23 protein-coding genes are annotated in these 26,367 nt (G+C 48.1%); 10 read left to right on the forward strand and 13 right to left on the reverse strand.

Going from position 1 to position 26,367, the window contains the following annotated elements:
• Nucleotides 1-81 precede the first annotated feature (81 nt).
• Nucleotides 82-744 carry an MOSC domain-containing protein gene (locus F8R13_RS09680; RefSeq protein ID WP_152834030.1) on the forward strand — a complete coding sequence of 221 codons (663 nt, stop codon included), beginning with the start codon at nt 82-84 and terminating at the stop codon, nt 742-744.
• A 16-nt stretch (nt 745-760) separates the two neighbouring features.
• Here F8R13_RS09680 and F8R13_RS09685 read toward each other — a convergent pair whose 3' ends face one another.
• The gene (locus F8R13_RS09685; protein WP_152834032.1) at nt 761-1,267 is read right to left on the reverse strand and encodes a ferritin; all 507 of its coding nucleotides are present in this window, start codon (nt 1,265-1,267) and stop codon (nt 761-763) included.
• Nucleotides 1,268-1,340: 73 nt separating this feature from the next.
• A complete protein-coding gene (locus F8R13_RS09690) occupies nt 1,341-1,868 on the reverse strand; it encodes a HugZ family protein (protein WP_216642625.1) in 528 nt (175 codons plus the stop codon).
• Between the two features lie 191 nt (nt 1,869-2,059).
• Here F8R13_RS09690 and F8R13_RS09695 point away from each other — a divergent pair, with 191 nt between their 5' ends.
• From F8R13_RS09695 to F8R13_RS09725, 7 genes are all read left to right on the forward strand, one after another.
• Complete coding sequence (locus tag F8R13_RS09695; RefSeq protein WP_152834034.1) at nt 2,060-4,036, forward strand: TonB-dependent siderophore receptor; 1,977 nt, start codon at nt 2,060-2,062, stop codon at nt 4,034-4,036.
• Between the two features lie 93 nt (nt 4,037-4,129).
• Nucleotides 4,130-5,170 (forward strand): ChuX/HutX family heme-like substrate-binding protein, encoded by a 1,041-nt coding sequence (locus F8R13_RS09700; RefSeq protein WP_152834036.1) that lies wholly within the window; start codon nt 4,130-4,132, stop codon nt 5,168-5,170.
• Nucleotides 5,161-6,060, forward strand: coding sequence for a hemin ABC transporter substrate-binding protein (locus F8R13_RS09705; protein WP_152834038.1), 900 nt, complete (start codon nt 5,161-5,163; stop codon nt 6,058-6,060). Before F8R13_RS09700 ends, F8R13_RS09705 begins: the two co-directional genes overlap by 10 nt.
• Nucleotides 6,057-7,088: an iron ABC transporter permease gene (locus tag F8R13_RS09710; protein WP_253806421.1), complete on the forward strand. Its 1,032-nt coding sequence runs from the start codon at nt 6,057-6,059 to the stop codon at nt 7,086-7,088. The genes F8R13_RS09705 and F8R13_RS09710 overlap by 4 nt, the downstream gene beginning before the upstream one ends.
• A gap of 12 nt (nt 7,089-7,100) precedes the next feature.
• Nucleotides 7,101-7,907 carry a heme ABC transporter ATP-binding protein gene (locus tag F8R13_RS09715; RefSeq protein ID WP_152834040.1) on the forward strand — a complete coding sequence of 269 codons (807 nt, stop codon included), beginning with the start codon at nt 7,101-7,103 and terminating at the stop codon, nt 7,905-7,907.
• Nucleotides 7,908-8,016: 109 nt separating this feature from the next.
• Entirely contained in the window at nt 8,017-8,901 is an 885-nt protein-coding gene (locus F8R13_RS09720) for an ATP-binding protein (RefSeq protein ID WP_152834043.1), read from the forward strand.
• A 2-nt stretch (nt 8,902-8,903) separates the two neighbouring features.
• Nucleotides 8,904-9,836, forward strand: coding sequence for a lysophospholipid acyltransferase family protein (locus F8R13_RS09725; RefSeq protein WP_152834045.1), 933 nt, complete (start codon nt 8,904-8,906; stop codon nt 9,834-9,836).
• 6 nt (nt 9,837-9,842) lie between these two features.
• Here F8R13_RS09725 and F8R13_RS09730 read toward each other — a convergent pair whose 3' ends face one another.
• The 10 genes from F8R13_RS09730 to def all read right to left on the reverse strand — a co-directional run bounded on the left by F8R13_RS09730 (nt 9,843) and on the right by def (nt 21,524).
• Complete coding sequence (locus F8R13_RS09730; protein ID WP_152834047.1) at nt 9,843-10,781, reverse strand: DMT family transporter; 939 nt, start codon at nt 10,779-10,781, stop codon at nt 9,843-9,845.
• A 113-nt stretch (nt 10,782-10,894) separates the two neighbouring features.
• Nucleotides 10,895-11,506 (reverse strand): bifunctional 2-polyprenyl-6-hydroxyphenol methylase/3-demethylubiquinol 3-O-methyltransferase UbiG, encoded by a 612-nt coding sequence (locus F8R13_RS09735; RefSeq protein WP_152834049.1) that lies wholly within the window; start codon nt 11,504-11,506, stop codon nt 10,895-10,897.
• 3 nt (nt 11,507-11,509) lie between these two features.
• Nucleotides 11,510-12,961: a TrkH family potassium uptake protein gene (locus F8R13_RS09740; protein WP_152834051.1), complete on the reverse strand. Its 1,452-nt coding sequence runs from the start codon at nt 12,959-12,961 to the stop codon at nt 11,510-11,512.
• Between the two features lie 61 nt (nt 12,962-13,022).
• A complete protein-coding gene (trkA, locus tag F8R13_RS09745) occupies nt 13,023-14,423 on the reverse strand; it encodes a Trk system potassium transporter TrkA (RefSeq protein ID WP_152834053.1) in 1,401 nt (466 codons plus the stop codon).
• A gap of 21 nt (nt 14,424-14,444) precedes the next feature.
• On the reverse strand, nt 14,445-15,803 hold the full coding sequence (locus F8R13_RS09750) for a sigma-54 dependent transcriptional regulator (RefSeq protein ID WP_152834055.1): 1,359 nt from the start codon (nt 15,801-15,803) through the stop codon (nt 14,445-14,447).
• 29 nt (nt 15,804-15,832) lie between these two features.
• Nucleotides 15,833-18,010 (reverse strand): ATP-binding protein, encoded by a 2,178-nt coding sequence (locus F8R13_RS09755; RefSeq protein WP_152834057.1) that lies wholly within the window; start codon nt 18,008-18,010, stop codon nt 15,833-15,835.
• A 2-nt stretch (nt 18,011-18,012) separates the two neighbouring features.
• On the reverse strand, nt 18,013-18,678 hold the full coding sequence (locus F8R13_RS09760) for a DUF4390 domain-containing protein (protein WP_172967752.1): 666 nt from the start codon (nt 18,676-18,678) through the stop codon (nt 18,013-18,015).
• A gap of 25 nt (nt 18,679-18,703) precedes the next feature.
• Nucleotides 18,704-20,023 carry a 16S rRNA (cytosine(967)-C(5))-methyltransferase RsmB gene (rsmB, locus tag F8R13_RS09765; RefSeq protein ID WP_152834061.1) on the reverse strand — a complete coding sequence of 440 codons (1,320 nt, stop codon included), beginning with the start codon at nt 20,021-20,023 and terminating at the stop codon, nt 18,704-18,706.
• Nucleotides 20,020-21,006, reverse strand: a complete 987-nt coding sequence (fmt, locus tag F8R13_RS09770; protein ID WP_152834063.1) for a methionyl-tRNA formyltransferase — start codon at nt 21,004-21,006, stop codon at nt 20,020-20,022. The genes rsmB and fmt overlap by 4 nt, the downstream gene beginning before the upstream one ends.
• A gap of 8 nt (nt 21,007-21,014) precedes the next feature.
• Entirely contained in the window at nt 21,015-21,524 is a 510-nt protein-coding gene (gene def, locus F8R13_RS09775) for a peptide deformylase (protein WP_152834065.1), read from the reverse strand.
• Nucleotides 21,525-21,633: 109 nt separating this feature from the next.
• Between def and dprA the strand changes: the two genes are divergently transcribed.
• The gene (gene dprA / locus F8R13_RS09780; protein WP_152834067.1) at nt 21,634-22,752 is read left to right on the forward strand and encodes a DNA-processing protein DprA; all 1,119 of its coding nucleotides are present in this window, start codon (nt 21,634-21,636) and stop codon (nt 22,750-22,752) included.
• A 17-nt stretch (nt 22,753-22,769) separates the two neighbouring features.
• On the opposite strand, the gene F8R13_RS09785 is transcribed toward dprA, so the two are convergent.
• Entirely contained in the window at nt 22,770-23,666 is an 897-nt protein-coding gene (locus F8R13_RS09785) for a response regulator (RefSeq protein ID WP_172967753.1), read from the reverse strand.
• 212 nt (nt 23,667-23,878) lie between these two features.
• Between F8R13_RS09785 and topA the strand changes: the two genes are divergently transcribed.
• Nucleotides 23,879-26,359 carry a type I DNA topoisomerase gene (gene topA, locus F8R13_RS09790; protein WP_152834071.1) on the forward strand — a complete coding sequence of 827 codons (2,481 nt, stop codon included), beginning with the start codon at nt 23,879-23,881 and terminating at the stop codon, nt 26,357-26,359.
• Nucleotides 26,360-26,367 lie beyond the last annotated feature (8 nt).

Below are 26,367 nucleotides of genomic sequence, written 5' to 3' on the forward strand. Positions count from 1 at the left end.
TAAGCATAATAACAGAGAAGCCGAATTCGTCATTGAAAATCTGCCGTTCGTTTTTTGTAAGACTTTGGAATTGCGCTAGACATGAAAATATTATCCGTAAACATTGGGCAAGTACGTCCTTATCCTTGGCGTAACGGAACGGAATCCGCTATTTTAAAAAGCCCTGTTGATGGCAATGGTGTTGCTGTCCACTCTCTAGGACTGGAAGGGGATGAGCAGGCAGACTTGAAAGCGCATGGCGGGGCAGACAAGGCTGTGCTTTGCATTCCTCAGAGTAATTATGCGTTGTTTGAGGTTCATCAGGGATTTGGGTTTTTGGGCGAAAACTTAACGCTGTCCGATGTGGATGAAACTCAAATTCAGCTTGGTGACCAGCTTCAAGCAGGGGATGTGGTATTGGAAGTCTCACAACCTCGCTCGCCGTGTTGGAAGCTGAATGAAATTACTCAGGACCCGCAGTTTTTAAAACGTTATTCCGATAGCGGTCGGGTAGGGTTTTATTGCCGGGTGTTGGAGCCAGGAACTTTGGAGCGAAACGAACAGGTATCGTTACGTCACTTGGACGCTGACAGTGAGCATCCGGCGATTTCGATTCAGTCATTGTTTTTAGCAAAACATCGTGTACAAACGCGCAAGGCACAAAGTGGTGATTTGGCGTTGTTGGCACTTGCCGTGCAGCACCCGGCGTTGTCGAGTGCTTGGCGGCAAGAGTTGACGAAACTGCTGGAAAGACAGCCGTCTTAAACAGACTCTACGAGGATTATTTACCTGAATCGATAAATTTCAGGTAAGTGTCCATGATGTGTAGCTGTTGACCTGTTTGCCCGGTGAACCCGAGCATTTCCGCTTTGTTTAGAATTTTTCCAAATAGCACTTCTTCTTCATGCTGTTCGGCGATAAACCACTCGATAAAGTTAAAAGTGGTGTAGTCCTGCAGTTCGAAAGCCGTTTTTGCAATATGGTTAATCATTGCTGTGACTTTCACTTCATGCTGGTAGGCGGCATTGATGGCATCCATCAAATTTGCGTAGTTGTTTGGCGGAGCATCGATTTGTTCGATGGTGACTGACAGATTGCATTCGCACATATAGTCAAAAATTTTATCCATGTGCGTGCGTTCTTCCAAACTATGTCCTCGGAAGAATTTGGCGGAACCTTCCAATCCGGCATCTTCCGCCCAGGCACTTAATTGTAGATAAACGTTGGAGGCATAAAACTCCGCGTTGACCTGCTTGTTCAATAACTTAGCTATTTCCGGTTTAAGCATGTTCTTCTCCTTTTGGCTTGTTTTGTCTCCTAGAGACATGAAAAACAAGACAGTTTCACTGCCGTTGCAAGGTTTAAGCGAGTTTTTTACCGTGACCACGATCTCTAAGATGCGTTACTTCATCTAGGTCGTCACCAGTAAGTGTGTAGGCTTGTGCAAATCCACGAACATAGTTGATGGATTCAGGGGTGAGTTCAAACAGATGGAAATCTTCCAAAGGTTTGAGCATTTGAATGATTTCTCCGAATTTACCTTCCATCTTATTCAAGATATCTGTCCATTGCTCGGAGTCTCTATCAACCGTCGCAGCGTTCACTCTTATGGTGGCGCGTTGTCTGGCAAATAGGTGGTCTGCTTTTTCTTCCGGCTCGATAAACAGCACACTCGCTCTTGGGTTTTCCAAGAGATTGAAGGTGTGGCTCGCCAATTCGGAAATATAAATGTAGAAACGTTGGTTTTCTTGAAGGACAGGAGCATAACTGCTGTCCGGCTCGCCATTTTTGTTGAGCGTCGCCAGCACGGCGGATTGGAAACCATCAATGAATGTCATGCATTCTTTATAGATGGACTGAAGGGGTTTTCTTTCAGAGTTTGCAGTCATGTAGTTGTTTCCTTTATGGGTTTCATTGTAGTCAACAATCGTTGATTGTCTAGGTTAAAAAAATGCCAATTTCCTTAAAAGACCCTTGACATAAATCATTTGTTGTAAATAATAGCACCAATGATAATCATTATCAATTAAATTAGAGTTATCAAATTTACACACACAAAAACACACAGGAAACTTCTCTTATGAACACGACCATGAAAAGAAATGGCATGAAGCTACTCCCCTTTTTAATCGGTAGCCTATATGGATTGAATAGTATGAATGCCTATGCAGATGAGGCAAAAGAGACTCAGAAGGTATCGAATAAACTCGAAGAGATTCAGGTGGTGACCGGGACAAAAACGCCCGTGCCTTTGGCACAAACCCCAGTGAGAACATTGGTGGTGTCAAAGCAGGAGATTGAAGCCAAGCATGCACAAAATTTGGCGGATGTTTTGAAAGATGTCCCCGGCTTGCGCTTAACCTCGCCTATAGGAAACTATACAGGCGGTAAGGGGGTTCAAATGCAGGGGTTCGATTCTGATAGAGTCTTGATTCTGATTGATGGCAGTCCTGTAACGCCAAGTTCTGGAACGACAGTTGATTTGACGCAAATTGCCGTGGGCGATATCGAACGTGTCGAAGTGGTGAAGGGGGCGACGTCAGCCTTATATGGTACGTCTGCCATGGGCGGTGTAATCAACGTCATCACCAAAAACCCGACCCATAAATTTAAAGCAAAAGTGGATGTTTCCGGTGGGAACTGGGGCAATGAAAGTAAGCCGGATAACCCTGTGGCCCATAAGAATGCGAATATTGAATTATCGACCAAACAGGGAAAATGGTCAGGTCAGGTGATTGCTGACTTGAACCAATCTTCCAGTTTTAGACCGGATGCCTCCAGTCCGATTACCTATGGCTATGACGGACACAAAAACAACTTTTCCGGTAAGTACACCTATGACTTCGACAGTGGGTTGAAACTCTCCTTGATGCCGAGGTTTTATGATGAAGATGCAAAAAATGTGCAAAAGTCGATGGGAAAATACTATACCTATCACTCACTGACGGATACCAAGACCCTGAACTCGATTTTGGAACAGCCTATGAAGGATGGCAAGGGGTGGAAACTACAGGGAATGTGGGAGGACTTTCACAATGACTCAACGACAACCGTAAAACGTGAAACGAAAACGAACCATGGTGAGCTAGGCTTTCAATATGACTGGGAAATCCATTCAAGTCATTTGCTGACCATGGGGTTGAAGGCGAATTATGAAAAAATGGACAGAAACAATCTGACCAAGAAAACCAAGGAAGTCGATAACAAGTCCAAAGACTCCCAAGAGGTTTTTGCTCAGGACAGTTGGTTTGTGACTCCGAACTTTGAAGTGATTCCCGGGGTGCGTGCAGAAAAAGACTCTAAGTTTGGCGACCATGTTTCGCCTTCTATCAACACGCTTTACAGTAGAACGGATTGGCTGCCGGGAAGATTGAACTTCCGGGCGAGTGTCGGTAACGGCTATAGAACGCCAAGCCTTAAAGAGCTTTACTATTATTTTGACCAGACTTTCTATAAAGTCATTGGTAATGAAGACCTGAAACCGGAAAGTTCCACTAACTATCAGTTGGGAGCGGAGTGGATTTTCCCTCAGGATGGTAGTCTTGAAGTCAATTTATATCATAATGATATTGATAATTTGATTGATACCGTTCAGGTCGGTTCATCGACAACCTATCAATATAAAAATATCGAACGTACCAGAACGCAAGGGGTTGAAACTGTATTCCGCAAACATCTGACGTCTGCGGTGAATGTCAATTTGAGCTATACCTATTTGGATGCGGTTGATTTGAGAACCCACAAGAAGCTGACAGATCGTCCAGAACATCAAGCCAAAATGGGCGTGGATGTTAACCTGATGAAAAACACCGTGTTCTCGACGCAAATGAATTATCAGTCGGATCACTATAACAACAGTAGCAATACCACAAAAAGCCCGGGCTATGCGACTTGGGATTTCCGTCTGAATCATGAGGTGAACCGAGACTGGTCGGTTTACGCAGGAGTGAACAATGCGTTTGACGAGCAACGTACCTTTAGCGATACCAATGACTTTAGACCGGAAGAAGGGCGCTATGTTTATGTCGGTGCCAAGTGGCAATTAGTGAATCCATAAACCCTCTGCACAAGTCCGCTTGTGCAGCAAAGATAAAGAAAACACGTTAACACACAAGAGAAAACGCCAATCCACATTAACAGGGAGTAAAGAATGGATCGAGAAACGTTAAAACAGAAAAAGCTCGAACTTGCTCAGTCTGAAAGACCGCCTCGCGCTCGAGAAGCAGCAAAAACCCTCGGTATTTCCGAGGCTGAATATGTTGCTCTGGATTGCGGCGAAGGCGTACAGGCGCTCAATATGACGCGCATTACCGAAATCTTGCTTGGGGTGCCGTTGATTGGCGAAGTCATGGCATTAACAAGAAATGATGCCGCTGTTATGGAGCATCACGGTAAATATACAGGTGCGGCAATGCGCAAAGGGTTGTTGGTCTTTTCGTCGCCCGACTCTTTGATTGACCTCCGGTTACGAATCAATGCTTGGCAGTTCGGCTTTGCAGTCGATGAAAACGGCAGGCACAGTTTGCAGTTCTTCGACCAATATGGCCGTGCCGCACACAAAATCTACATGACGGAATACAGTGATTTTGAAGCCTATTTGGGGTTGATTGCCGAGTTTGAGGCACCGGATTGCTTTGACGAAATCAAACGCCTCAAAATGCCTGCCGAAACAGCAACGCCCCTTCCCGAAGTGGATGTTCAGGCGTTGAGAAAGGATTGGCGTTCCATTGAAGATTCGCATCATGTCAACGCACTGTTAAAGGCCTATGGGTTAACACGTCCGCAAGTCTATGAACGATTGGGAGATGATGCCAAACAACTTGATAAAGACGGGTTGAAGACCCTGCTTGAAACGGCTTCCGAGCAGCAATGGCGACTGAATATGTTTGCGCCAAATGGCGTGGCGACACAGATACACAGTGGCCCCGTCTCTAAAATTGTTGAAATGGGACCTTGGTTGAATGTGCTGGATCCCAAGTTTAACCTTCATCTGAATGCGACTTTGGTGACGCAAGTTTGGTCGGTGAGCAAGTATCTCGATGGGCGAGTCAATTCTCGTTCCGTGCAGTTATTTGATGCCAACCAGCAAAGTGTGATGATGGTGTATTTCGCCCCTGAAATGGCGAACACACTACAAGAAGCCTCCTGGAATGCATTTCTAGATAAGTGGGAGGCCGAGTCATGCAAGTAATGTCGATGAAAAACATTCTGAAAACGGGGGTCGTGACCTTTCTATTGATGTTTTTAATCTTGGTCTCTAATCATGCTATGGCGAACTCAAACAGGGTGGTTGCTATCGATGGGTCGATTACCGAGATTATTTATGCCTTGGGCAAAGAGCAGAGTTTGGTAGGAAGGGATGTCACCAGCTTGTATCCAAAAGATGCTGAAAAACTCCCTAGTGTGGGCTATATGCGTAGCCTGTCGGCAGAAGGAATTTTGTCTTTGAAACCGACACTGGTACTTGCAACATCGGATGCCAAGCCGCAAAGTGTGTTGAAGCGTCTTAAAGATGCGGGGGTGCATATTCAAATCGTACCGAATGCCTACTCCATTGAAGGTGTTAAGCAGAAAATTCTGACCGTGGCGCGAGCATTGAATGATGAACCGGCAGGTGAAAAACTGGCAAATCAGTTTCAGCAGAAGGCCGATAGCGCCATTGCGTTAGCTAAAGAACGTGCCGCCCAACAAGGTGAACGCAAGGCATTGTTCTTATTGAATGCGCGAGGCAATCAACTCTTGGTCGCGGGTACCCAAACCCGTGCGGATGAGATTTTGCGGTTGGCAGCCATCCAAAATCCGGCGGCAAAAGACATGCAGGGCTACAAGCCTCTCACGGCGGAAGGTGCAATTCAGTATAATCCCAACTATATCATTGCTCTGCAAACCCAAATGACGGAGCAGCGCTTGGAATCGATGTTGGAGCAACCGGCGTTGAAAATGACTTCAGCAGCCAAAGAAAAGCATTTCATGGTGTTGGGTGGCGATGACCTGAGTTTTGGCCCACGTTTACCTGAAGTGATTCGCAAGCTTTCCGATAAGGTTTACGGGCAAACAGAGACGAATAGGACAGAAGATTGAGAACATCCATAAACCCTAAACTGGCACTAGGTCTACTTGGCATCGGCTTGATCGTGTTTTGCGCGATCTCCTTGAGTGTTGGTGCCATGAATTTAAGCGTCAGTGACGTGTTGGGCAGTGTTTTCGGGCGTGCAGTCGATCAACAAACAGATTTGGTGGTAATGGATATTCGCCTCCCAAGAGTGCTACTTGGCGTTATGGTCGGCGCGGCACTGGCGATTTCCGGTGCGGTGATGCAGGGACTGTTCCGCAATCCGTTGGCTGACCCCGCTTTGGTCGGTGTATCCAGTGGGGCGGCGTTGGCGGCGGTGACGGTGATTGTGCTGGGCGGTACCTGGTTACAGTCTTGGACGGGTTGGTTGGAGTCGCTGGCGATTCCGCTGGCGGCTTTTTTAGGTGGCATTTTGGTCACCATCGTTATTTTCAAGTTTTCGACCCGTAACGGACGAACCGATGTCGGTTTGATGTTGTTGAGCGGTATCGCCATCAACGCGATTGCCGGCTCTGCAACCGGATTGTTGACTTATGTCGCCAGTGACGAAGCGCTGAGATCGCTGACTTTTTGGAGTATGGGGTCGCTGGCAAGTGCCACTTGGCAGGATGTTGCGATTGTGACCGTGCCCACCTTGTTGGCGTTGGCGATCTTGCCGTTTTTTGCACGCGCTTTAAACAGTTTTTTGATGGGGGAGTCGGTTTCCTACCAAAGTGGATTCAATGTCAAACAGCTTAAACGGGTCACCATCGCTTTGACGGCTTTAGCCGTTGGTGCCGCGGTGTCGGTGAGTGGTTTGATTGGGTTTGTCGGTTTGGTTGCCCCTCATTTGGTCAGGTTGATTCTCGGGCCGGATCATCGTTGGGTGATTCCCGGCAGTGCTTTGATGGGCGGGATGTTGGTGTTGGTGTCAGATATTCTGGCAAGAACGCTATTGTCGCCCGCAGAATTACCCATCGGTATTCTGATGTCCGCCATCGGTGGGCCTTTCTTCTTATGGTTGCTGATGCAACATCGTTCACGTATCAGGCTGTAGGAGATAGACAATATGTTATCAACGATTGATTTACAACTGGCCTTGGAGTCCAAACAAGGCAGTAAAACCATTCTGAACAAGGTTTCTTTGAATGTGTCCGCAGGCGAATTGATGGTGGTGCTTGGCCCCAACGGAGCGGGGAAATCTACCTTATTGAAATGTTTGTCCGGTGAAATGAAACCGACAGCGGGCAGTGCGATGATGGATGCGGTACCTCTGCATTTATTAGCGCCAGAAGACCTTGCATTACGCCGTGCGGTGATGCCTCAGTCGGTGCAGCTGGATTTTCCTTTTTCGGTGACGGAAGTTGTGGAAATGGGACAGCGCCATGCCTTATCGACCATCGAGCTACAACAGATAGTCGATAAAGCACTGGGTATGTTTGACGTACAACACTTGAAAGCGCGCGATTATTTGACATTATCCGGTGGAGAGCAGCAACGTGTGCAGCTTGCCCGTGTGGTGGGGCAGCTTTTGGCTGCCATGGAGTTCAAGCAGGTCGTGCCGGGGTATCTTTTATTGGATGAATGTACGTCCAGTTTGGATTTGTCCCATCAGCATTTGGTGTTTAAAGTGGCGAGACAGCTTGCGGATCATCATGGGATGGGGGTACTGATGATTTTGCATGACCTGAATCTTGCGTCCCAGTATGCCGACCAACTGGTGCTGATGAAGCAGGGTGAAATCCGTTATCAAGGTTCTCCGATAGAAGTGCTGACCGAAGCGGTAGTGCAGGAAATCTATGACTTTCCGGTGAAGGTTTTACCTCCGCAAGAGGGGGTGAATGATTGGCCGTTGGTGTTGCCTTTGAGTCATTAAAGGTGACTTAAAGGCGTCTCAAACTCTTGTCAAAGTCTTCCACCCCAACCTGGCAGATTTTCAGCATCGTTTGCGGTAAAATACGCGGATTGAATGAAACGAGTCGATCATGTCAGAAACCACAGTAAACGAAGCCGAAGAATTGTCTGTTGAAGCCTTGTCCGAAGTCGCTGCGGAAGTGCTTGAACCGAAACTGTCTAAAAAAGAACGCACCAAAGACTGGATTATTCCACCGAAAGCGATTCTAAAGCCAGTTGGGCGCGCGATTGCGCAGTATAAGATGATTCAAGAAGGGGATAGAATCCTATTAGGCTTATCTGGCGGTAAGGATTCTCTCGCGCTGCTGGCGGTGTTGAAACATATGCAACGCCACTCGCCGGTGAAGTTCGAGTTGGCGGCTTGCACCATTGACCCGGAGATTCCAGGATTCGACCCTTCGCCATTGAAGCAATGGGTTGCCGAGAAGATGGACATTCCTTATTTCTATGAAGCGGAAGACTTGGTGGCACTTGCCAATGCGCATATGAAAGGGGATTCTTTCTGTAGTTTCTGCGCGCGCCAGAAGCGCGGCAAGCTGTATACCGTCTGTCGTCGTGAGGGTTACAATGTGTTGGCGTTGGCGCAGCACTTGGATGACTTGGCGGAGAGTTTCATTATGTCGGCATTCAATGCCGGTGAATTGCGCACCATGAAAGCGCATTACCTGAACAATGAAAAAGACATCCGTATTATTCGTCCGTTTGTTCGTGTGCGCGAAAATCAAACCAGAGATTTTGCCCGTTCAGCCGAGTTGCCGGTGATTCCGGACAACTGCCCGGCTTGTTATGCCAAGCCGCAAGAACGTCAGCGCATGAAAGAGTTGCTGTTGGCGGAAGAAAAACACAACAAACATCTCTATGCGAATTTGTGGACGGCAATGCAACCTCTGATTGCCGATGATAATCATGAGGGATTATCTGGGTTGTCTGAGCAAAACCAAGCGGAAAACAACTAGAAATGAGTCAATCTTCTAACGCGCACGCCACGAAAGATAAGCCCCTTTTTGGAAAGCTGGTTATTGGTTTAATCCGTTTGTTATCGCACTTTTCTTTGAAAAACCAGCAACGGGTAGGATCGGCATTGGGTCGCTTTCTTTCTTGGTTTCCTAACTATAACCGCAATGTGGTGCGAGCCAACCTGAAGCAGGCGTATCCAGATTTGACGGATGCCGAACGTAAGCAGTTGGAATTGAAAGTCCTTCAAGAAAACGCCAAGGGCTTTGCTGAGCTGGGCGCCGTTTGGGAGTGGCCGATTGAGCGTCTTTTGCCTTATATTCGCGAAGTACATGGGTATGAATTGCTGGATCAAGCATTTTCAAAGCAAAAAGGTGTCATTATGTTGTCCCCGCATTTTGGTTGCTGGGAAGCTACGGCGGTATATCTCAGCAATACCTATGACTTTACCTTTCTTTATCAGCCGCAGTCGTTGCCGACTATTGAAAACTATATTGTCAAAGCACGTTCTAGAGTAAAAACCTCAACCCCTGCACCGACCAATATCAAGGGCGTGCGTTTGATGTTTCAGAGGTTGAAGGACAATAAAATGGTCGGTATTCTGCCGGACCAGGACCCCGGTGAATCGGGCGGTATTCATGCGCCGTTTTTCGGTTATCCGGCGCGCACCATGACATTGGTTTCCAAGCTGGCTGCCAAGGCGCAGTGCGATGTATTATTCATCGTCGCGGAGCGCTTGCCGAATGGTGAAGGTTTCGATCTGCATATTTTTCCGGCGGACAGCGACATTGCTTCCACAGATGAGTTGACTGCGGCGACTGCGTTAAACCGTGGCGTTGAGAAAGTCATTGCCATCAATCCCGCGCAATATCTCTGGACTTACAAGCGTTTCCGCCATCCGCCAAAGGATGTCAAAGACCTTTATAAAAAGCCGTAGCGGTTTTTAAGCCGCTTTCTCGTCCGTTTTGACGGCGTTTTTCTCCGACTTTTTAAATGTCAGCAAAGTCACCCCGAGCGTGACCAAAATCATACCGATGGCATGATAGACGGTGAAGGGTTCGTGCAAAATCCAGATAGCCAGAAAGATCGTCATAATGGGGCCAAGTGTACCGATAATGCCGGTTTGTGCTGGACCGATACGGTGAATTGCTTCGGCAATCATAAAGCTGGGAATCACGGTGCTGAAAATCGCCAGTAAAAACAGCCATAGCCAAGCTTCGCGCGTGATAACCAATGCCGAAAAGTCGAAAAACGCGAAATAGTAAATCAATACGAATACACTCGACACGGTCATCGCCAAACTGGTGAACCATAGACTACCGATAGCGGTAATTGCCTGTTTCCCAAACGACACATAGATGGCAAAACTCACTGCCGCCAAGAAGACGAACAGGGTTCCCCAGATGGTTTCATCGCCAAAGACTTTTAACTCCTCTGCGAAGACCACCCACAGACCGCTGTAGGTGATGATGAAGGACAAAATCACTTTTCGGGTCAGCGGCGTCTTGAAAAACAAAGCGCCCAGAATGGCGGTGATAATTGGGTAGGTGAACAGGGTCAACCGTTCCAGTTGGGCGGTGATGTATTCCAACCCTTTCAAGTCAAGCCATGACGATAGGAAGTAGCCCATAAAGCCAAGCAACAGGATACTGACGAAACGGTTTTTCAAAACCGTGCGTTCCAAGGGTTGGTAGCGAGCCAGCCAGACCATGATGGCAAGGTAAATCGGCAGGGAAATCGCCATGCGGAGCATCAGCACGCTATCGGTATCCAGACCTTGTGCATAAGCCAGTTTGATAAAAATAGACTTAAGCGAAAATAAGGCGGTGCCGGCAATCGCTAGAAAAAAACCGACCAATATCTGTGGCGATTGTAATTGCATGTTGGTGCTTCCGTAAGTTGAAGAGTGAGTATAGAGAAATAACCGATAACCCCAACCTGGCAGATTTTAATGTGCTTAGGCGAGTGTCTGGGTGCAGCGCGTGAGACGAGGGATTAATTTAACGGTTTGCTTCCAATATACCATGCCTGACGGGTGGTATTGGAGATTTTGTCGCGATTGGGAGAGTGTTCTTCTGTTGGTGCAGAAGGCAAAAATCCTTCACCGTAGATTTCGGTGGTGAGGGAAGGGAACGCTTTACTGAACTCTGACGATTTGAGGTAGAAGTCAGGATTGCTCGGTGCATTCGCTTGCACAGGCGCAAGATAGGTTTGGTAAAACAGTTTGCCGCCCGGTTTTAACGCTTGCTCGATTTGCGGGAAGAGTTGTCTATCTAGATAGAGGCTAACAGTAATGACGTCAAAGCGTTGGTAAGGCAGTAGCATTTGCGTCAAGTCGCACAGAGTTGGTTGTATCGGCAGGCGGTTTACTGCGGCCCAATTGTTGAGCTCGGTTAAGGCGACGTCGGAAATATCCCAAGCTTCCACAGATAAGCCGCACTGCGTCATAAAGCGGGCATTGCCGCCAAGGCCGCAAGCCAAGTCGAGCCCTTTTCCTTTTAATGGAAGCAATTCGGGATGTTGTTGCAGAACCCAAGCTGGGGAAACAGATTGCTTAGCGTCGCGTTGTTGGTATTTTGCGTCCCACTTCTGTGCTGCACTGGTCATGGATTATGATCTCCAGAAGGCAGAGGTAAAGAGTACCAATAGAGTGAAAATCTCCAGACGACCCAGTAGCATGGCAAAGGTCAGCACCCACTTCATCGGAGAAGTGAGTGATTGGTAGTTGGTCGACACATCACCTAATCCCGGTCCCAGGTTGTTGATGGTTGCCGCGACGGCTGAGAAGGCGGTGACCTGATCCATTCCAAGCATCATCAGTATCATCATCAGCCCAATAAAAGAGACGACATAGAGTGAGAAGAACCCCCAGACAGAAGTGATAACCCGGTCTGGTACCGCTCTGCCGTTGAGTTTAACCGGCATCAAGGCGTTAGGGTGAAGCAGGCGTTTGATTTCGCGGCTCCCCTGTTTTGCCAATAGCAAGAAACGAATGACTTTCATCCCACCCGCGGTTGAGCCTGCCGAGCCGCCGATAAAGCTCAAGAATATCAACATGACAGGCAGGAATGCCGGCCATACAGCAAACTCGGCGCTGGTAAACCCGGTGGTGGTGGCGATGGAAATTGTTTGGAAAGCGCCATATCGCAAGGCTTCAAGCCAATCGTGGTAAAACCCTTTGTAGTGCAAGTACAGGGTGGTTACGGCAATCCCGACGATGAGTATAAGGGTGTAAACTTTAAACTCAGGATCCAGTAGATAAGGTTTGTTCGATAAACTTCTGAAAGCGGTGAAATGCAGTGCGAAGTTGATCCCCGCCAAATACATGAACACCATCGAAACAATTTCGATATTAACGTTATGGTAGAAACCGATACTGGCGTCATGCGTTGAGAAGCCTCCAATTGCTACCGTGGAGAAGCTGTGGGCAAAAGCATCGAACCAGTTCATGCCAGCAAGCCAGTAGGCAATGGCGCAGGCAAGCGTCAATCCGAGATAGATGAGCCATAAGGCTTTTGCCGTCTCGGAGATCCGTGGCGCAAGTTTGGAGTCTTTCAGTGGTCCCGGCATTTCTGCACGATAGAGCTGCATGCCTCCGATGCCCAGCATCGGTAGAATGGCGACTGCTAAGACGATAATCCCCATACCGCCCATCCATTGTAGTTGTTGGCGATACCAGAGAATGGAGTGTGGTAGCGTGTCCAAAGACGTTAAGACAGTCGCCCCGGTAGTTGTTAGCGCTGAGAAGGATTCAAAAATCGCATCGGTCGGTGGCATAAAGGTATTGGATGCGAAATACATCGGAATGGCACCGGCAAAGCCCAGTGCGGTCCAGAACATGACAACAATCAGAAAGCCGTCGCGTATCTTGAGTTCATGGCGGTTGTGCCGCGTCGGATACCACATGGCGACGCCGAGTAGAAACAGTCCAATCATGGATTTGACAAAGTCTTCCAATCCGCCATCCTGATAGATGAGTGCGATCAAGATAGGAGGGATCAGTGTCAAACTGAAGACCATCAACAGCAGACCGAGAATTTTTATAATGAGTCTTTTATGCATTGTCGATTCTTAGGCGGTTATAGCGCGAGTCATTGTACGGTTCATTGTAAATGCAGTCATCTTATAACCAACCGGCCTTTTCTTTTGGAATGAAGAGTTCCGCAACATCCTTGGCACGGGATCGGTCGGTCAGGAAAAGCACCACATGGTCTTCGGCTTCGATGGTAATGTCGCGATGGGCGATCATCACGTGGTCTTCGCGGATAACGCAACCAATGGTAATATCCGTCGGCCAATCAATTTCACCGATGCGCTTGCCGATGATTTTAGAGGTGTTTTCACTGCCGTGAACGATAACCTCCATGGCTTCCGCTGCGCCGCGTCTCAGAGTAAAGGCCTTAACCGTATCCCCTTGGCGCATATAGTGGAGTAAATGGCTGGTGGTAATCTGGTCGGCAGAAATCGCAACATCAATACTGTTCAGGTGAATCAAGTCAATGTAAGACTGATTGTTGACCAGTGCAATAACGCGTTTAACGCCCAGCTTTTTCGCCAACATACCTGAAATGATATTCGCCTCGTCCGAGTTGGTGACCGCTAGGAAAAGATCGATTTCATCAATGTTCTCTTCAATCAACAAGGACTTATCCGATACGTCACCATGGATGATAATAGTCTCGTCAAGCGTTTCGGCAATGACACGCGCGCGTTCAATGTTGTGGTCAATGATTTTGACTTTGTGTTTTTGTCTTTCCAGCTCTTTGGCAAGGTTGTAGCCGATGTTTCCGCCACCGGCGATCATGATATTACGCGTTGGGCGCAATTTGCTTTGACGCAAGCTTTTGATGATGGTCGGAATCGCGTTAGGCACCGCCATGAAAAAGACCTCATCGTCTTCTCTAAGGCGCACACTTCCCGTAGGCATTACCACCTCCCCTTTACGGTAGATGGCGACAATGCGGGTTTCCACACCGGCAGGCAAGTGGTTTTTGATATCACGGATTTCTTTGTTGATCAGCAGGCTGCCGGCACGTACGCGCAGTGCAAGGATTCGTACTTTTGAATCGGCAAAGTCGACAACCTGCAAAGAACCGGGATAGGCAATTAACTGTAGGATATAGTCTTTCACCAGACTTTCCGGGCTGATGAGCACGTTAATCGGAATGGCGTCGGTGTTTTGATTGCGGTCGAACAACTCAGGATGATTCAGGAAGCTAGGGCTTCGCACCCTTGCGATTTTGGTAGGTGTCTTGTGCATGACATGCGCCAACTGGCAGGCGACGATATTGGTGTCGTCGTTTTGGGTGGTGGCGATCAGCATGTCCGCTTCTTCAATGTCCGCTTGCAATAAGATGTCCGGGTCGGATGCGTGTCCGGTGATGGTGCGAATATCTAACCGATCTTGAAGTTGTCGTAGACGACCTTGATCCAAATCGACGACGGTGACATCGTTATTTTCATCGGAGAGAAGCTCTGCAAGTGATGTGCCGACCTGTCCGGCGCCTAAGATGATAATATTCATAATCTCTGGAATTCGTTCATTCTATTTCGGGTTTTTCGGGTCGATATTCAGTGTTTTCAGCTTGCGATATAGGTTCGTGCGTTCTACACCGGAAAGTCTGGCGGTTTCAGTAACATTACCACCCGTTTCGCGTAGCATCTGGCTCAAATAGGCGGCTTCAAAACGTTCTTTAGCTTGCTTTAAGTTAATGGAGGTGTCCACCGTCGCCAAAGACAAGCTGTTATCTTGTTTATTGCTTTCCAACAACTTTTTCACTTCTGCGTCCGTGACTTCACCATCACCGAGAATCAGCAAACGCTGGATACAGTTTTTCAACTCTTTGAAGTTACCCGGCCAGCTATACTGTCTCAGGACATTCTTCGCCGACAAGTCGAATTCTCGATAGTTTAAGCCTTCCGTTGTCAAAAAGAAATCGACAAAGTAATCAATTAACTCTGGAATATCTTCTGTATGTTGTCTCAAAGAGGGCACATACACCGGCATGACGTTCAGTCTATTAATCAGGTCTTCGCGGATGCTGCGTGATTTTGTTAGCTCTTCAGGGTCAACTTCGGTCAAGACGATGACTCGGACATTGAGTTGGATTTTTCGATCCGATCCCAAGCGAGAGTAGCTACTGTCATAAATAAGTTGTGACAGGCAGTCTTGCCCGCGAGGGCTCAAGGATTCAAAGTTGGAGACAATTAGCGTGCCGCCGTCCGCACGGTCGAACTCCCCGCGGAAAATCTGTCCTTCGCTTTCTTCACCGACCAGCAAACGTTCTTGGTCATCGAAGTCTACGCCGTTGATTTCGACGATCTTGTGGTCTTTACGGTCACTGAGTTTGTGGATGGCCTCTGCGAGGCGATGTTTCCCTGTACCGGATTCCCCGATCACCAGCACCGGCATAGTGTACTTTGCCAAACGTTTGATGGTGTTGCGCAACTCGGCGATGACTTTGCTTTTACCGATTGGCAGAATTTGGTCTGGAATTTTTTGTTTCAGGTGGCGGTTTTCTTGATGAAGCTGGATGTGTTCCGTTGCCCGCTCGGCGGTAATCAACAGTTTGGCAAGCGATAGCGGTTTTTCCAGAAAGTCGTAGGCACCGAGGCGGGTTGCCTCGATGGCAGTTTCAATGGTGCCATGCCCGGACATCATGACGACACAGCTGTTTTCCAGTACCTGTTCGTCAATCATTTGTTTTAGTAGGGTAATACCGTCGATGTCCGGCATCCAGATATCGAGAAAAACCAAGTCAGCCGATTGCTCACGCCAAGCTTTTTGCGCTTGTTGACCATTGGCTGCGGTTGTTACCTGATAGCCTTCTTCGGTAAAGATTTCTTCCATCAGGTTACGAATATCTTTTTCGTCGTCTATGATCAGGATTTTGCCAGGTTTCATGCGTTTTCGTGGCCTACTGCGTTTATAGCTTAAAACGTTAGATTTAAAGGCAAAGTAATGATGAACTTTGTACCTTGCTCTGATTCAGATTCTACCTGAATTTGTCCCTGATGTTCATCAACAATTTTCTTAACGATGGCAAGTCCAAGCCCAGTGCCTTTTGGTTTATCGGTTGCATAGGGCTCAAAAATCCAATTTCGGGTTTTTTCAGGAATCCCAGGGCCATTGTCGCTAACGCTGATAAGCACCCTGGTTTCCAAGCATTGTGTGGTGACAAGAATCAATGGTTTTTCGGTGTGTTCAGTCGCCTCAATACCGTTTTTGATAAGGTTGTGCAGCAGTTGTCTTAATTTGTAGGCATCAGCATGGATGATGTGGCAGTTCGGATCAATGTCGTAACGGACCTGCCAGTTCGATTTCGGATCTTGATACATGCTGGTGATGTCTTTTATCAAGGCATTGATGTCGAAAGGACTGATTTCCAAATCCGGTGTGTCGGCATATTCCGTAAAAGCCTGAACCATGTTTTGCATGGCATTGACCTGTTCGATAATGGTGTCGGTCATGCGACCCAGCAGTTTCTGATCCTCGCTATCAAGCTTAGCTTCCAGCTTGTAATGGAGGCGCTCTGCCGAGAGTTGGATCGGTGTCAGCGGGTTTTTGATTTCATGCGCCAAGCGTTTTGCGACATCTCGCCAAGCAGCATGCAATTGCGCCTGTACCAATGCGGTGATGTCTTCTATCACAATGACATAGCCGCCTAGCTTCTGATCTAGGCTGGGCAGGGTTGAGCCGTGTACCAACAGAATTTTTTCGCCTTCTTTACAATTGAAGGTGAACTGTTCGCTCCAGGCTTTGGTGTCTTTGTTGAAGTAAGGGATGATTTCATCAAAAAAGTGACTCAGGTGTGCCGAATCATCTCGTTGCAGAATTTCGCTTAGCGGCTTGCCAAGGTGTTTGTAGAGGTCGGCATTCAAAATATGGTTGGACGCATCATTGATGGTTTTCAATCGCATGTTTTTATCCAGCGTCAACACCCCACTTTTTAGGTTTTTGATGATGGCTTGCAGATAAAGCTTTTGTACTTCGGCCTGCTGGTGACCGAACTTGATTTCGTTTCGAGCCCGTGCGATTTGTTGAATCATGTCGTTGAATGATTCAACCAGTTGTCCCATTTCGTCGTTCTGCTCTACCGGCATGGCAATCGAGTAGTCCCCTTCGGCAACCGCCTTGGTGCCTTTCGCCAAGGTTTGTAGCGGGCGCACCATGTTTTCGAACATTTGGATGGTAAACAGAATCGCGCTCACCAAAGTCAGTAGTAGTAATAAGGTCAAAACAACGGTGAAACTGGTTTTTAGAGGCGTTTTAAGGTAAGAACGCTCTTTGTACTGGCTGGCGGACAGCCTTACCGTATCTGCCAAACTACTGAGCTGATCGGGAATGGGGTAAACCGCCTGCAACGCATATTTTTTGTTGGTGAAAATGTCGTAGACCGGCACCATGATACGAATGATTTGATAACTATGATTGACGCTCGCCAGGGTTTCGATCGCTGCATAGGTGCGGTCGTTTCGGATCTGCTGGAAGATTCCCGCAGAGGGGGTTTTGGGCAGGTCGGTATCATTGGTTTGACTGCTGTAGGCAATCAATTCACCGTTCAATGTATAGAGCGCGGCTTCTCGTATGTTGAATTGTTTACGCAGTTTGTTGATGGTCAAAACGGGCGTGATCGACAATGCATTTTGGTATTGGTCAGCCGCCTGTAATGTCGATTTCAGATGGTTCCGCGTCTGGTCATCCAAAGTGATTTTTACCAATTTCACTGCATTGGTCAGTGCGACATCGGTTTTGATATCGAACCATTGGTCGATACCTTTGTTGACGAAAGTAATCGAGAAGAAGTAAGTGATTAGCAGCGGAACCCCGATAATCAAACTGACCAGAAAGGTCAAGCGACTGGTCATTTTTGAGCCGGGAACCTGATGACGATAATTACGCTTTAATCGTCGTAATGTTTTTACGAGCATGGTGAACAGGACGGCAATCCCGACAAAACTGGCAAACAGCAAAGAGGTATAAACCTGTGCAAACTGAGAGGCGTTTTGCAGGATTTGGCTCATCACCGTTAAGGAAATAAGCAACAAACTGCTGATGACCGCTAGCCAGCCGTACTGTTTGATGAATAGGGATTTTTTACGATTTGCCATGACTAATACCAGCTGCTCGGTGATTGAATAGTAACGTCATGCCAGCCACTAGACAAGTGCCAGTTTTGAGAAACCAAAGTCTCTATCAACAGGGGGGAGGGCAAATCCCATGGGTCGAATTTTAAGCGTAACTTCAGCGTATAACGCGTGTTGGGGTGCAATTCAGCAAGATCAGTCAACATGAAGTTGTCGATGGTGCCGAGCGTGTTGAGCGCCTCTTTCAGGCTTTCAAATGACTGGGTTTGGCCGTTGCGTAAATTGGTAATGAAATAGAGACCGTTGTAAGTGAAATAGTAAAGCTTGGTTTTATAGAGGATGTGTACACGGTTACGCGTCAGGTTTAGACCGAGAAAGTTGAAACGTTCATTGAGTTGCAGTTCCGTCTCAAAAGTCAGCGGAATCTCGTGTTGCAACGCATCTTTCATGCGCTGGGACAAAACGATATTGACTTGTGCATCGACCTTGAGTTGTTGGTTTTCATGATAATCGCTGAGTTGGTCGATATGGATCATGCCTTTGGTAGAAGGCTGCTCGGTCATCTCGGATTGGCATTGTGCGGAAATCGGTAGGCAGGCGAGGCAACCCAGCCACAAAAAACGTCCCATGGCACGAGAGATCGTACGACGGCAAAGAAAGGGTTGCTTTAAGATGGAATCGAGTAACATCATAGTCTTCCGCCGTTTTCTCGTCCGACTACTCGGACTTTTCCAAAAGGCAGTAGTAAAAACCATCCATGCCTTCTGATCCGGGTAGGATTTGCTTCCCGGGTAAATCTTGTTTAAATCCCCATTCTTTTTCAATAGGGACTTCCTTCGCATCTGGGGTTTCCGACAGAAACGCGGCCATTTGTTGTCCGTTTTCCTGAGGCATTACTGAACAAGTCGAGTAGAGTAAGCGCCCACCGGGTTTTAAGGTCTGCCAGAGCGCATGCAAAATAGCGGACTGTGTCTCCACCAAGGTTTCGATATCTTCCATAGTGCGGTGCCATTTGATATCAGGGTGGCGGCGGATAATGCCGGTGGCAGAGCAAGGGGCATCCAGTAGAATTTTATCGAAAGGTGTGCCGTTCCACCAGTCATCTGGTTGAGAGGCGTCGCCAACGTCAACTTCGGCATCGAGTTGTAAACGATGCAGGTTTTCCGAGAGCCGTTCAATACGCTCCGGTTCTTTTTCCAGCGCCAGCAAATCCAGTTGATTGCCCGCCAGTTCAAGCAGGTGCGTAGTTTTGCCGCCGGGTGCAGCACAGGCATCCAAAACGTGTTCATTCGGTTGAGGGTCAAGCAGATAGGCCGCTTGCTGCGCTGCGATGTCCTGCACGCTGAATCCGCCGTCTTCATAAGTTGGCAGTTGTGTAATATCCAATGCCTGTTCCAATACCAGTGCGGCAGGCGAATAAGGGTGTGTTTGGCAGGCGATGCTTTCGGCTTCCAATGTCGCTTTAAAGGTTTCCAATGTTTGGAAATGGGTGTTCACTCTGAGGCTCAAGGGTGCCGGTTCGTTATTGGCGGTCAGGATAGCTTGCCAATCATCCGGGTAGGCTTTGCGCATGGTTTTGGTGAACCATTGCGGATGACTGAACTTATAAGCTGGCTTCAAATCGACTTCGGCTTGGATGGTCTCCGCATCGCGTAGAAAGTTGCGCAGCACACCATTGACCAACGCCTTTGCCCAAGGCTTTTTCAACTTTTGCGTGAGAGTGACGGTTTCCGATACGGCAGCATGCTCAGGCGTATCCATATAGAGAATTTGATAGAGACCAATTAAGATCAATTGGTTGACGTCTTCATCTTTGGCTTTCAGTGGTTTTTTCAGTAAATGTGCGCGGATGGCGGCGAGGCGTTCTTGCCAGCGCAGTGTTCCCAACACCAGGTTTTGGGTAAAGGCACGCTCGCGGCGGTCGGAGAATTGCGCCAACCCTTCCCCTAATGTCTGGCTGAGTGAACGACCATGTTCAATGACATTTAGACACATTTTCAGTGCGACATAGCGGCTATTGGGTTGGTTATCGCTCATTCAGCAGTAGCTCCGAAGATTTCGCCTACCAGGTTTCTGGCTTGGGCAAAGTCATAAGCGGCCATCGCTTTTTTGCCGGAAGGTTGGAGTTGCGTGATGCGCAATACGCCAGACCCTGCGGCAACATCAACGCCGGTTTTGGCTACTTGCACCACTTCTCCCGGCGTGAAGGTTTTACCCCAACCTGGCAGATTTTTCATGTCATCTTCGCTAAGCGCATTGGCTGTATTGGCTTGCCAAATGCGTAAGGGTTGCCCTTGATATTGGGTGAAAGCCACCGGCCACGGGTTGAACGCCTGAACTTTGCGCTGAATGAGTTCGGCATCTTGTTGCCAGTCGATTTCCGCTTCTGCCTTGTTGAGCTTTTCCGCGTAGGTGACCAGCGTTTCATCTTGCTTGATAGGATTCAATGCATTGTTTTGGATGTCTATCAGGGTTTGCATTAAAGCATCACACCCCAATTCGCTCAAACGGTCGTGAAGGGTTTGCGCGGTATCTTCAGCCGTGATCGGCGTGGTCAGAGTGGTGAGCATATCGCCGGTATCCAAGCCGACATCCATTTGCATGATGGTGACGCCGCTTTCGGCATCGCCACTTTCAATGGCGCGTTGAATGGGCGCAGCGCCACGCCAGCGCGGTAATAGCGAGGCATGAATGTTCAAACACCCGAAACGAGGCATGTCCAAAACGGCTTTGGGTAAGATCAGGCCATAAGCCACCACAATCATCACATCGGCATTGAGTGCCGCCAATTCGGCTTGTGCGTCTTCTGCGCGCAGGGTTTGTGGTTGATAAACCGGTATGTCGAATTCAATCGCGGCTTGTTTGACCGGGCTGGCGGTGAGCTTTTGCCCACGACCTGCCGGACGATCCGGCTGCGTGTAGACGGCGATGACGTCATGTTCAGATGCCATTAAACGCTTAAGCGGTGCCACGGAAAAATCCGGTGTGCCGGCAAAAACGATACGAAGAGGTTGTGTCATTGGCTGGTTCACTCGCTGTCTCGTTCCGCCATTTCTTTTTTGTATTTTTGCATGGCGCGTGTGCGCTTCAAACCGGAAAGGTGATCGATAAACAGCTTGCCGTTCAAGTGATCGATTTCATGCTGGATACATACCGCCAGCAAATCTCTTGCTTCGACTTCAATGATTTTGCCGTCACGATTCATGCCGCGAACGAGGATTTCCGAAGGGCGGTCCACCTTGCCGTAAATGCCGGGAATGGACAAACAGCCTTCTTCCCAGGTAATCTTACCGGCGGATTGAATGATTTCCGGGTTCATCAAGGCAAGCGGTTCGTCTTTGGTTTCAGAAACATCGACCACGATTAAACGCTGTTGTACCGCAACTTGCGGTGCAGCCAAACCGATGCCGGGGGCATCGTACATGGTGTAAAACATTTCGTCGATGAGTTTGTCGAGATCATCATTCATCTCCGCGATGGGGGCGCAGACTTCGCGAAGACCTTCATCAGGGTAAAGTACAATGTCGAGCGGTGTCATAATTCGTTATACTAGCTTCTTTTTGCAATTGGCGACTATTATAGCCTATTCATAAATTTAGCGTTATTTTGAGTCGCTTTCGACCTTGTGGAATTGAGTTTCGGTAAAGATGAATCGAACGGGTACTTATCTAAAACTGCATTTTGCCAGAGTGAAGGCCTCGCAATTGGAAGCGATTCGCAGCCGTTTCGGCTCGCTGGATAAAGCGGTTGAAGCTTCTCAGGCAGCATGGGAAAAGTCCGGAATACTCACGCCACGTCAGTTGGAGCGCCTGTTTGAAGATGAATTGCCCGAGCGCATCCAACAGGCCGAAACCTGGGCGCAGCAAGAAAATCATCACATTCTATGCTTAGAAGATGAGGTTTATCCGTCGATGCTGGCAGAAATAGCCGATCCGCCTATTTTGCTTTATGCAATGGGCAAGGTTGAACTGCTGAGCGACCCGCAAATCGGGATTGTTGGTAGCCGCAATGCGACCAAATATGGCATCAGCATTGCCAAGGATTTTGCAGAATACTTTACCAAAGTTGGGATGACGGTGACGAGCGGGTTGGCCAGTGGTATTGACCAAGCTGCGCATGAAGGTGCATTGCACTCCGAGCAATTTCCCGGCACGACGATTGCGGTGGTGGCAACGGGGTTGGACCGTGTCTATCCGGCATCCAACCGTGAATTGGCACATAAAATCTGCCAGGTTGGGGTGTTGGTGTCCGAGTATCCTTTGGGGACCAAGCCTTTGGCGCACCAATTTCCGGAGCGGAATCGCATCATTTCCGGGTTAAGCCTTGGGGTACTGGTGGTAGAAGCGGCGCTGAAAAGCGGCTCGCTCATCACTGCACGTTTGGCGATGGAGCAGGGGCGGGAAGTGTTTGCGGTGCCGGGTTCCATCAATAGCCCTCATTCCAAAGGCTGCCATCAATTGATTCGCCAAGGTGCGAAGTTGGCAGAATCCGGACAGGATGTGCTGGAAGATTTGTCCGGTTTGATTGAGTTGTCGTTATCGGATGAGTTTACTTCGCAGTCATCTCCCCTGAATCAGGACAAAACGGCGGAAAAGCTTTCTGAAGACGGACTGTTGAAGTGGATAGAGTACGAACCCATCAGTCTGGATGAATTGTCGGTGCTGAGTAAGTGGCCGGTGTCGGAAATCCAAAGTCAGTTATTGATTTTGGAAGTGACAGGGCGCATCGAAGCCTTGTCGGCAGGGCGTTGGCGACGGTTAAAATAAACTTTGTGTCTGAGTCGTCAGAGCTTGCTGGTGACGCATACCGCGGTACTGCCGTTGTCGGTATAGCATAAGTCGTCGAAACTGAGCTTGTTTGCCATCATGATGCCACGCCCATGGTTATCCATTGCCCGTTCGAGCGAGAAATCCATATATTTTTCAAAATCGAACCCTTTGCCCATGTCTTTAACGCTGATGGTGAGTTTGCCATCATCTCTGTTCAAGTCGACGGTGACGAACTTGTCTCGATGTTCGCGAGAAGTGAGGCGGCGGGAGATTTCGTCCCTCAATTTCCCTGTGGCGACCAGTTGGGTTTTTTCATCATAAGTGATGCCGAGATTGCCATGTTCAATGGCGTTGATCATCAGTTCCAATAATCCCATGGCGATGGTTTCCGGATCACTGGTCATCAATGCGAGGAATTGAGCAAGATTTTTGGCTTCTTTAATGGTTTTGAAAGTGAACTGACCGCTTTTAAGCAGTGGTGACGGTTCTTTGATTTCATGTAAAGAGCGAGCGGCCTCACGATAGTTTTCATAATCCTGTAGTGCGGCGGTAATGAGCGAAACCAGGGTTTGTTTGGTGATGGGTTTTAATAAATAATAAAACGCGCCAAGCTCTAACCCTTGTTGGATGTCTTCCTCACCGGACACCGCAGTTTGCAGGATAACGGGAATATGTTTACGATCCGGGTCTTGCTTAAGTTGTTTAAGTAGGTTAAGGCCACTCATCTCCGGCATGTTGATATCGGAGATGATGCACTGGAAGTGATCCGGCGGGTAGTTGGCAAGAATGTCACTTGCCTGTTTGCCGTTGCGGGCAATTGTCAGGGCGAAGGGGTCATCCTTCAGGAAGAATTCGAGCAGTTTGAGGCTGGTGAGTTCATCTTCAACCAGCAGTAGGTTTTTTAATTCCATCGAAACCATGCTTTATTAATAGTGTGCGTTACTTTGATTATATAGAATCCCATAGAATTCTACGAGAGCAAAATAAATTGATAAAAAAATCAAATAATTATGAATAAAAGATATTAGAATACGCTAATTTTTTAACGCACGAATTTAGATATTGCATTTCAAATTTATTTTTTGCACTCTAATAAAAAGACATCATTTCGAGACATTAAAATATGACAAATCTTGTGATTGTGGAGTCACCCGCCAAAGCCAAGACCATTGAAAAGTATCTGGGCAAAGGGTTTACCGTACGCTCAAGCTACGGGCATATTCGTGACATCCAGAAAAAAGGAATGGGGATAGACATCCCTAATGGATTTGCGCCGCAATACGAGATTTCTCCAGACAAAAAGAAAACGGTTTCCGAACTGAAAAAATTGGCCAAGACTGCCGAAACGGTTTGGCTGGCGACGGATGAGGACCGCGAAGGGGAAGCCATTGCATGGCACCTAGCGGAAGCCTTGAACCTGAATGTTGCTGAGACCAAACGTATCGTTTTTCATGAAATTACGCAGACCGCGATTCAAAAAGCCATTGCCGAACCTCGTACCGTTGATATGGACTTGGTAGATGCGCAGCAAGCACGACGCATTCTAGACAGAATCGTCGGGTTTGAGTTGTCGCCGGTCTTGTGGAAGAAAATTCGTACCGGCCTGTCCGCGGGGCGTGTGCAGTCGGTTGCCGTGCGCTTGATTGTTGAACGTGAAAGAGAAATTGATGCGTTTGAATCTGAGTATGTTTTCCGCCTGCAAGGTAAGTTAAGCCTGCTGGACGCTCAACAGAACATCGTCGGTGAAGTGGATATGAAGCGTAATGCCGCATTCGACACGGAAGAAGAAGCGGAAAGCTTCTTGAAAATGTTGTCACAAGGTCAGTTGAGCGTTGCTAGCTTGGAAGAAAAACCGGCGAAAAAATCTCCAAAACCACCTTTTACCACGTCGACGCTACAGCAGGAAGCTGCCTCTAAACTGGGTTTTTCCGTTAAGCAAACCATGTCGGTTGCTCAGCGTTTATATGAGTCTGGAAAAATCACCTATATGCGTACCGACTCGTTGAATTTGTCGGAAGAAGCATTGGTAAGCGCATCGAAAGTGATTGCCGGCCGGTATGGTGATGCTTTTGTCCATACCCGCCGCTATAAAACCAAAAAGGCCGATGCGCAAGAAGCCCATGAGGCCATTCGTCCGACCGATTTCTCCGTTTCGGAAGTGTCGGGAGAAAGAAATGAACAACGACTTTACCAATTGATCTGGCGCCGTGCCATTGCTTCGCAAATGGCGGATGCCAGACTGAAACGCACCACGGTTGAAATCGCTATCTCCAATATGCCGGCGGAAAAGCTGGTAGCCAAAGGCGAGGTCATCGAGTTTGAAGGCTTCCTAAAAGTTTATCAGTTGGACGCTGACAATGAAGAAGGTATGTTGCCGCCAATGACTATTGGACAAGCTTTGAGCTTGGGGTCTCTGGTGGTGCGTCAGAGTTACTCTAGAGCACCGGCTCGTTATAACGAAGCCAGCTTGGTTCGTACCCTTGAAGAAATGGGGATTGGGCGTCCGTCTACCTACGCACCGACCATTGATACCATTCAGGCGCGTGGCTATGTCGTGAAAGAAGATCGTGAAGGTCAGCCAAGAAATTATCGTCAACTTGAACTGACGGCAGACGGTATTCATGCCGAGACCTTGACCGAGATGGCAGGTAGCGAAAAGAACAAACTGTTCCCTACGGATATTGCTGGTATTGTGACCGATTTCCTAGTGAAGCATTTCGGGGATGTGTTGGATTATCAATTTACCGCCCATGTTGAAGATGAATTCGATGTCATTGCGCAGGGTAAAGAGTCTTGGCAGCAGATGTTGCAGAATTTCTATCAGCAGTTCCACCCAAGAGTTGAAGCCGCTGAAGACGTGTCTCGTGAAGAAGCAGGGCAGTCACGCGCGTTGGGGAACGACCCGGCGACAGGCAAGCCGATGTTTGTCAAAATTGGTCGATTTGGCCCTTACGTGCAGTTGGGGGATGGTGAGAATGATGAGAAGCCTACCTTTGCGAGCTTGGTAACCGGGCAAAAAATGGACACCATTAAGCTTGAAGAAGCGTTGGAATTGTTCAAACTACCTCGTGTGGTTGGCGAGGCGCCGGAAGGGTTTAGTGCCTCTGCGATTGATGGTACGCTTTTCTCGGTGGAGAAGGGACAGGAAATTATCGCCAAGCAAGGTCCTTTTGGCCCTTATTTGGAATATGGTCCAAAGAAATATGCGCCAATCAAAGGGTTTGATCCACTGTCGATTACGCTGGAAGAATCTATGGCGTTGATTGAAGCTAAAATCGTAGCGGAAGCGGAAAAAATTGTACGCGTGTTTGAAGGCACGGATGTGGTCATTCTTAAAGGTCGTTGGGGGCCTTATATCACGGATGTGACTACGAAGAAAAACGCGAAGATTGCCAAGACCGAAGATCCTCAGAAACTGACGCTGGAAGAGTGTCAAAAACGTTTGGACGAAGCGCCAGAGCCGAAAAAACGTGGACGTGCCGCTGCCAAGAAAGCCCCGGCGAAAAAAGCACCAGCTAAAAAGGCACCGGCGAAAAAAGCGCCAGCTAAAAAGGCACCTGCCAAAAAAGCGGCGACCAAAAAAGCGCCTGCTAAAAAATCCTGAGGTTGTTC

Origin of the sequence: Hydrogenovibrio sp. JE_KL2, from assembly GCF_009296185.1 — a bacterium.
Taxonomy (GTDB): Bacteria; Pseudomonadota; Gammaproteobacteria; order Thiomicrospirales; family Thiomicrospiraceae; genus Hydrogenovibrio.

Excerpts from the sequence above, each read along its gene's own strand:
- fmt (WP_152834063.1), bottom strand. The coding sequence starts at position 21,006 with ATGACACAACCTCTTCGTATCGTTTTTGCCGGCACACCGGATTTTTCC.
- F8R13_RS09720 (WP_152834043.1), top strand. The coding sequence starts at position 8,017 with ATGTCAGAAACCACAGTAAACGAAGCCGAAGAATTGTCTGTTGAAGCC.
- F8R13_RS09750 (WP_152834055.1), bottom strand. The coding sequence starts at position 15,803 with ATGAAACCTGGCAAAATCCTGATCATAGACGACGAAAAAGATATTCGT.
- F8R13_RS09680 (WP_152834030.1), top strand. The coding sequence starts at position 82 with ATGAAAATATTATCCGTAAACATTGGGCAAGTACGTCCTTATCCTTGG.
- F8R13_RS09690 (WP_216642625.1), bottom strand. The coding sequence starts at position 1,868 with ATGACTGCAAACTCTGAAAGAAAACCCCTTCAGTCCATCTATAAAGAA.
- F8R13_RS09755 (WP_152834057.1), bottom strand. The coding sequence starts at position 18,010 with ATGGCAAATCGTAAAAAATCCCTATTCATCAAACAGTACGGCTGGCTA.
- F8R13_RS09740 (WP_152834051.1), bottom strand. The coding sequence starts at position 12,961 with ATGCATAAAAGACTCATTATAAAAATTCTCGGTCTGCTGTTGATGGTC.
- F8R13_RS09730 (WP_152834047.1), bottom strand. The coding sequence starts at position 10,781 with ATGCAATTACAATCGCCACAGATATTGGTCGGTTTTTTTCTAGCGATT.
- F8R13_RS09705 (WP_152834038.1), top strand. The coding sequence starts at position 5,161 with ATGCAAGTAATGTCGATGAAAAACATTCTGAAAACGGGGGTCGTGACC.
- F8R13_RS09725 (WP_152834045.1), top strand. The coding sequence starts at position 8,904 with ATGAGTCAATCTTCTAACGCGCACGCCACGAAAGATAAGCCCCTTTTT.
- F8R13_RS09685 (WP_152834032.1), bottom strand. The coding sequence starts at position 1,267 with ATGCTTAAACCGGAAATAGCTAAGTTATTGAACAAGCAGGTCAACGCG.
- trkA (WP_152834053.1), bottom strand. The coding sequence starts at position 14,423 with ATGAATATTATCATCTTAGGCGCCGGACAGGTCGGCACATCACTTGCA.
- F8R13_RS09735 (WP_152834049.1), bottom strand. The coding sequence starts at position 11,506 with ATGACCAGTGCAGCACAGAAGTGGGACGCAAAATACCAACAACGCGAC.
- rsmB (WP_152834061.1), bottom strand. The coding sequence starts at position 20,023 with ATGAGCGATAACCAACCCAATAGCCGCTATGTCGCACTGAAAATGTGT.
- topA (WP_152834071.1), top strand. The coding sequence starts at position 23,879 with ATGACAAATCTTGTGATTGTGGAGTCACCCGCCAAAGCCAAGACCATT.
- def (WP_152834065.1), bottom strand. The coding sequence starts at position 21,524 with ATGACACCGCTCGACATTGTACTTTACCCTGATGAAGGTCTTCGCGAA.
- F8R13_RS09760 (WP_172967752.1), bottom strand. The coding sequence starts at position 18,678 with ATGATGTTACTCGATTCCATCTTAAAGCAACCCTTTCTTTGCCGTCGT.
- F8R13_RS09785 (WP_172967753.1), bottom strand. The coding sequence starts at position 23,666 with ATGGAATTAAAAAACCTACTGCTGGTTGAAGATGAACTCACCAGCCTC.
- F8R13_RS09695 (WP_152834034.1), top strand. The coding sequence starts at position 2,060 with ATGAACACGACCATGAAAAGAAATGGCATGAAGCTACTCCCCTTTTTA.
- F8R13_RS09700 (WP_152834036.1), top strand. The coding sequence starts at position 4,130 with ATGGATCGAGAAACGTTAAAACAGAAAAAGCTCGAACTTGCTCAGTCT.
- F8R13_RS09715 (WP_152834040.1), top strand. The coding sequence starts at position 7,101 with ATGTTATCAACGATTGATTTACAACTGGCCTTGGAGTCCAAACAAGGC.
- dprA (WP_152834067.1), top strand. The coding sequence starts at position 21,634 with ATGAATCGAACGGGTACTTATCTAAAACTGCATTTTGCCAGAGTGAAG.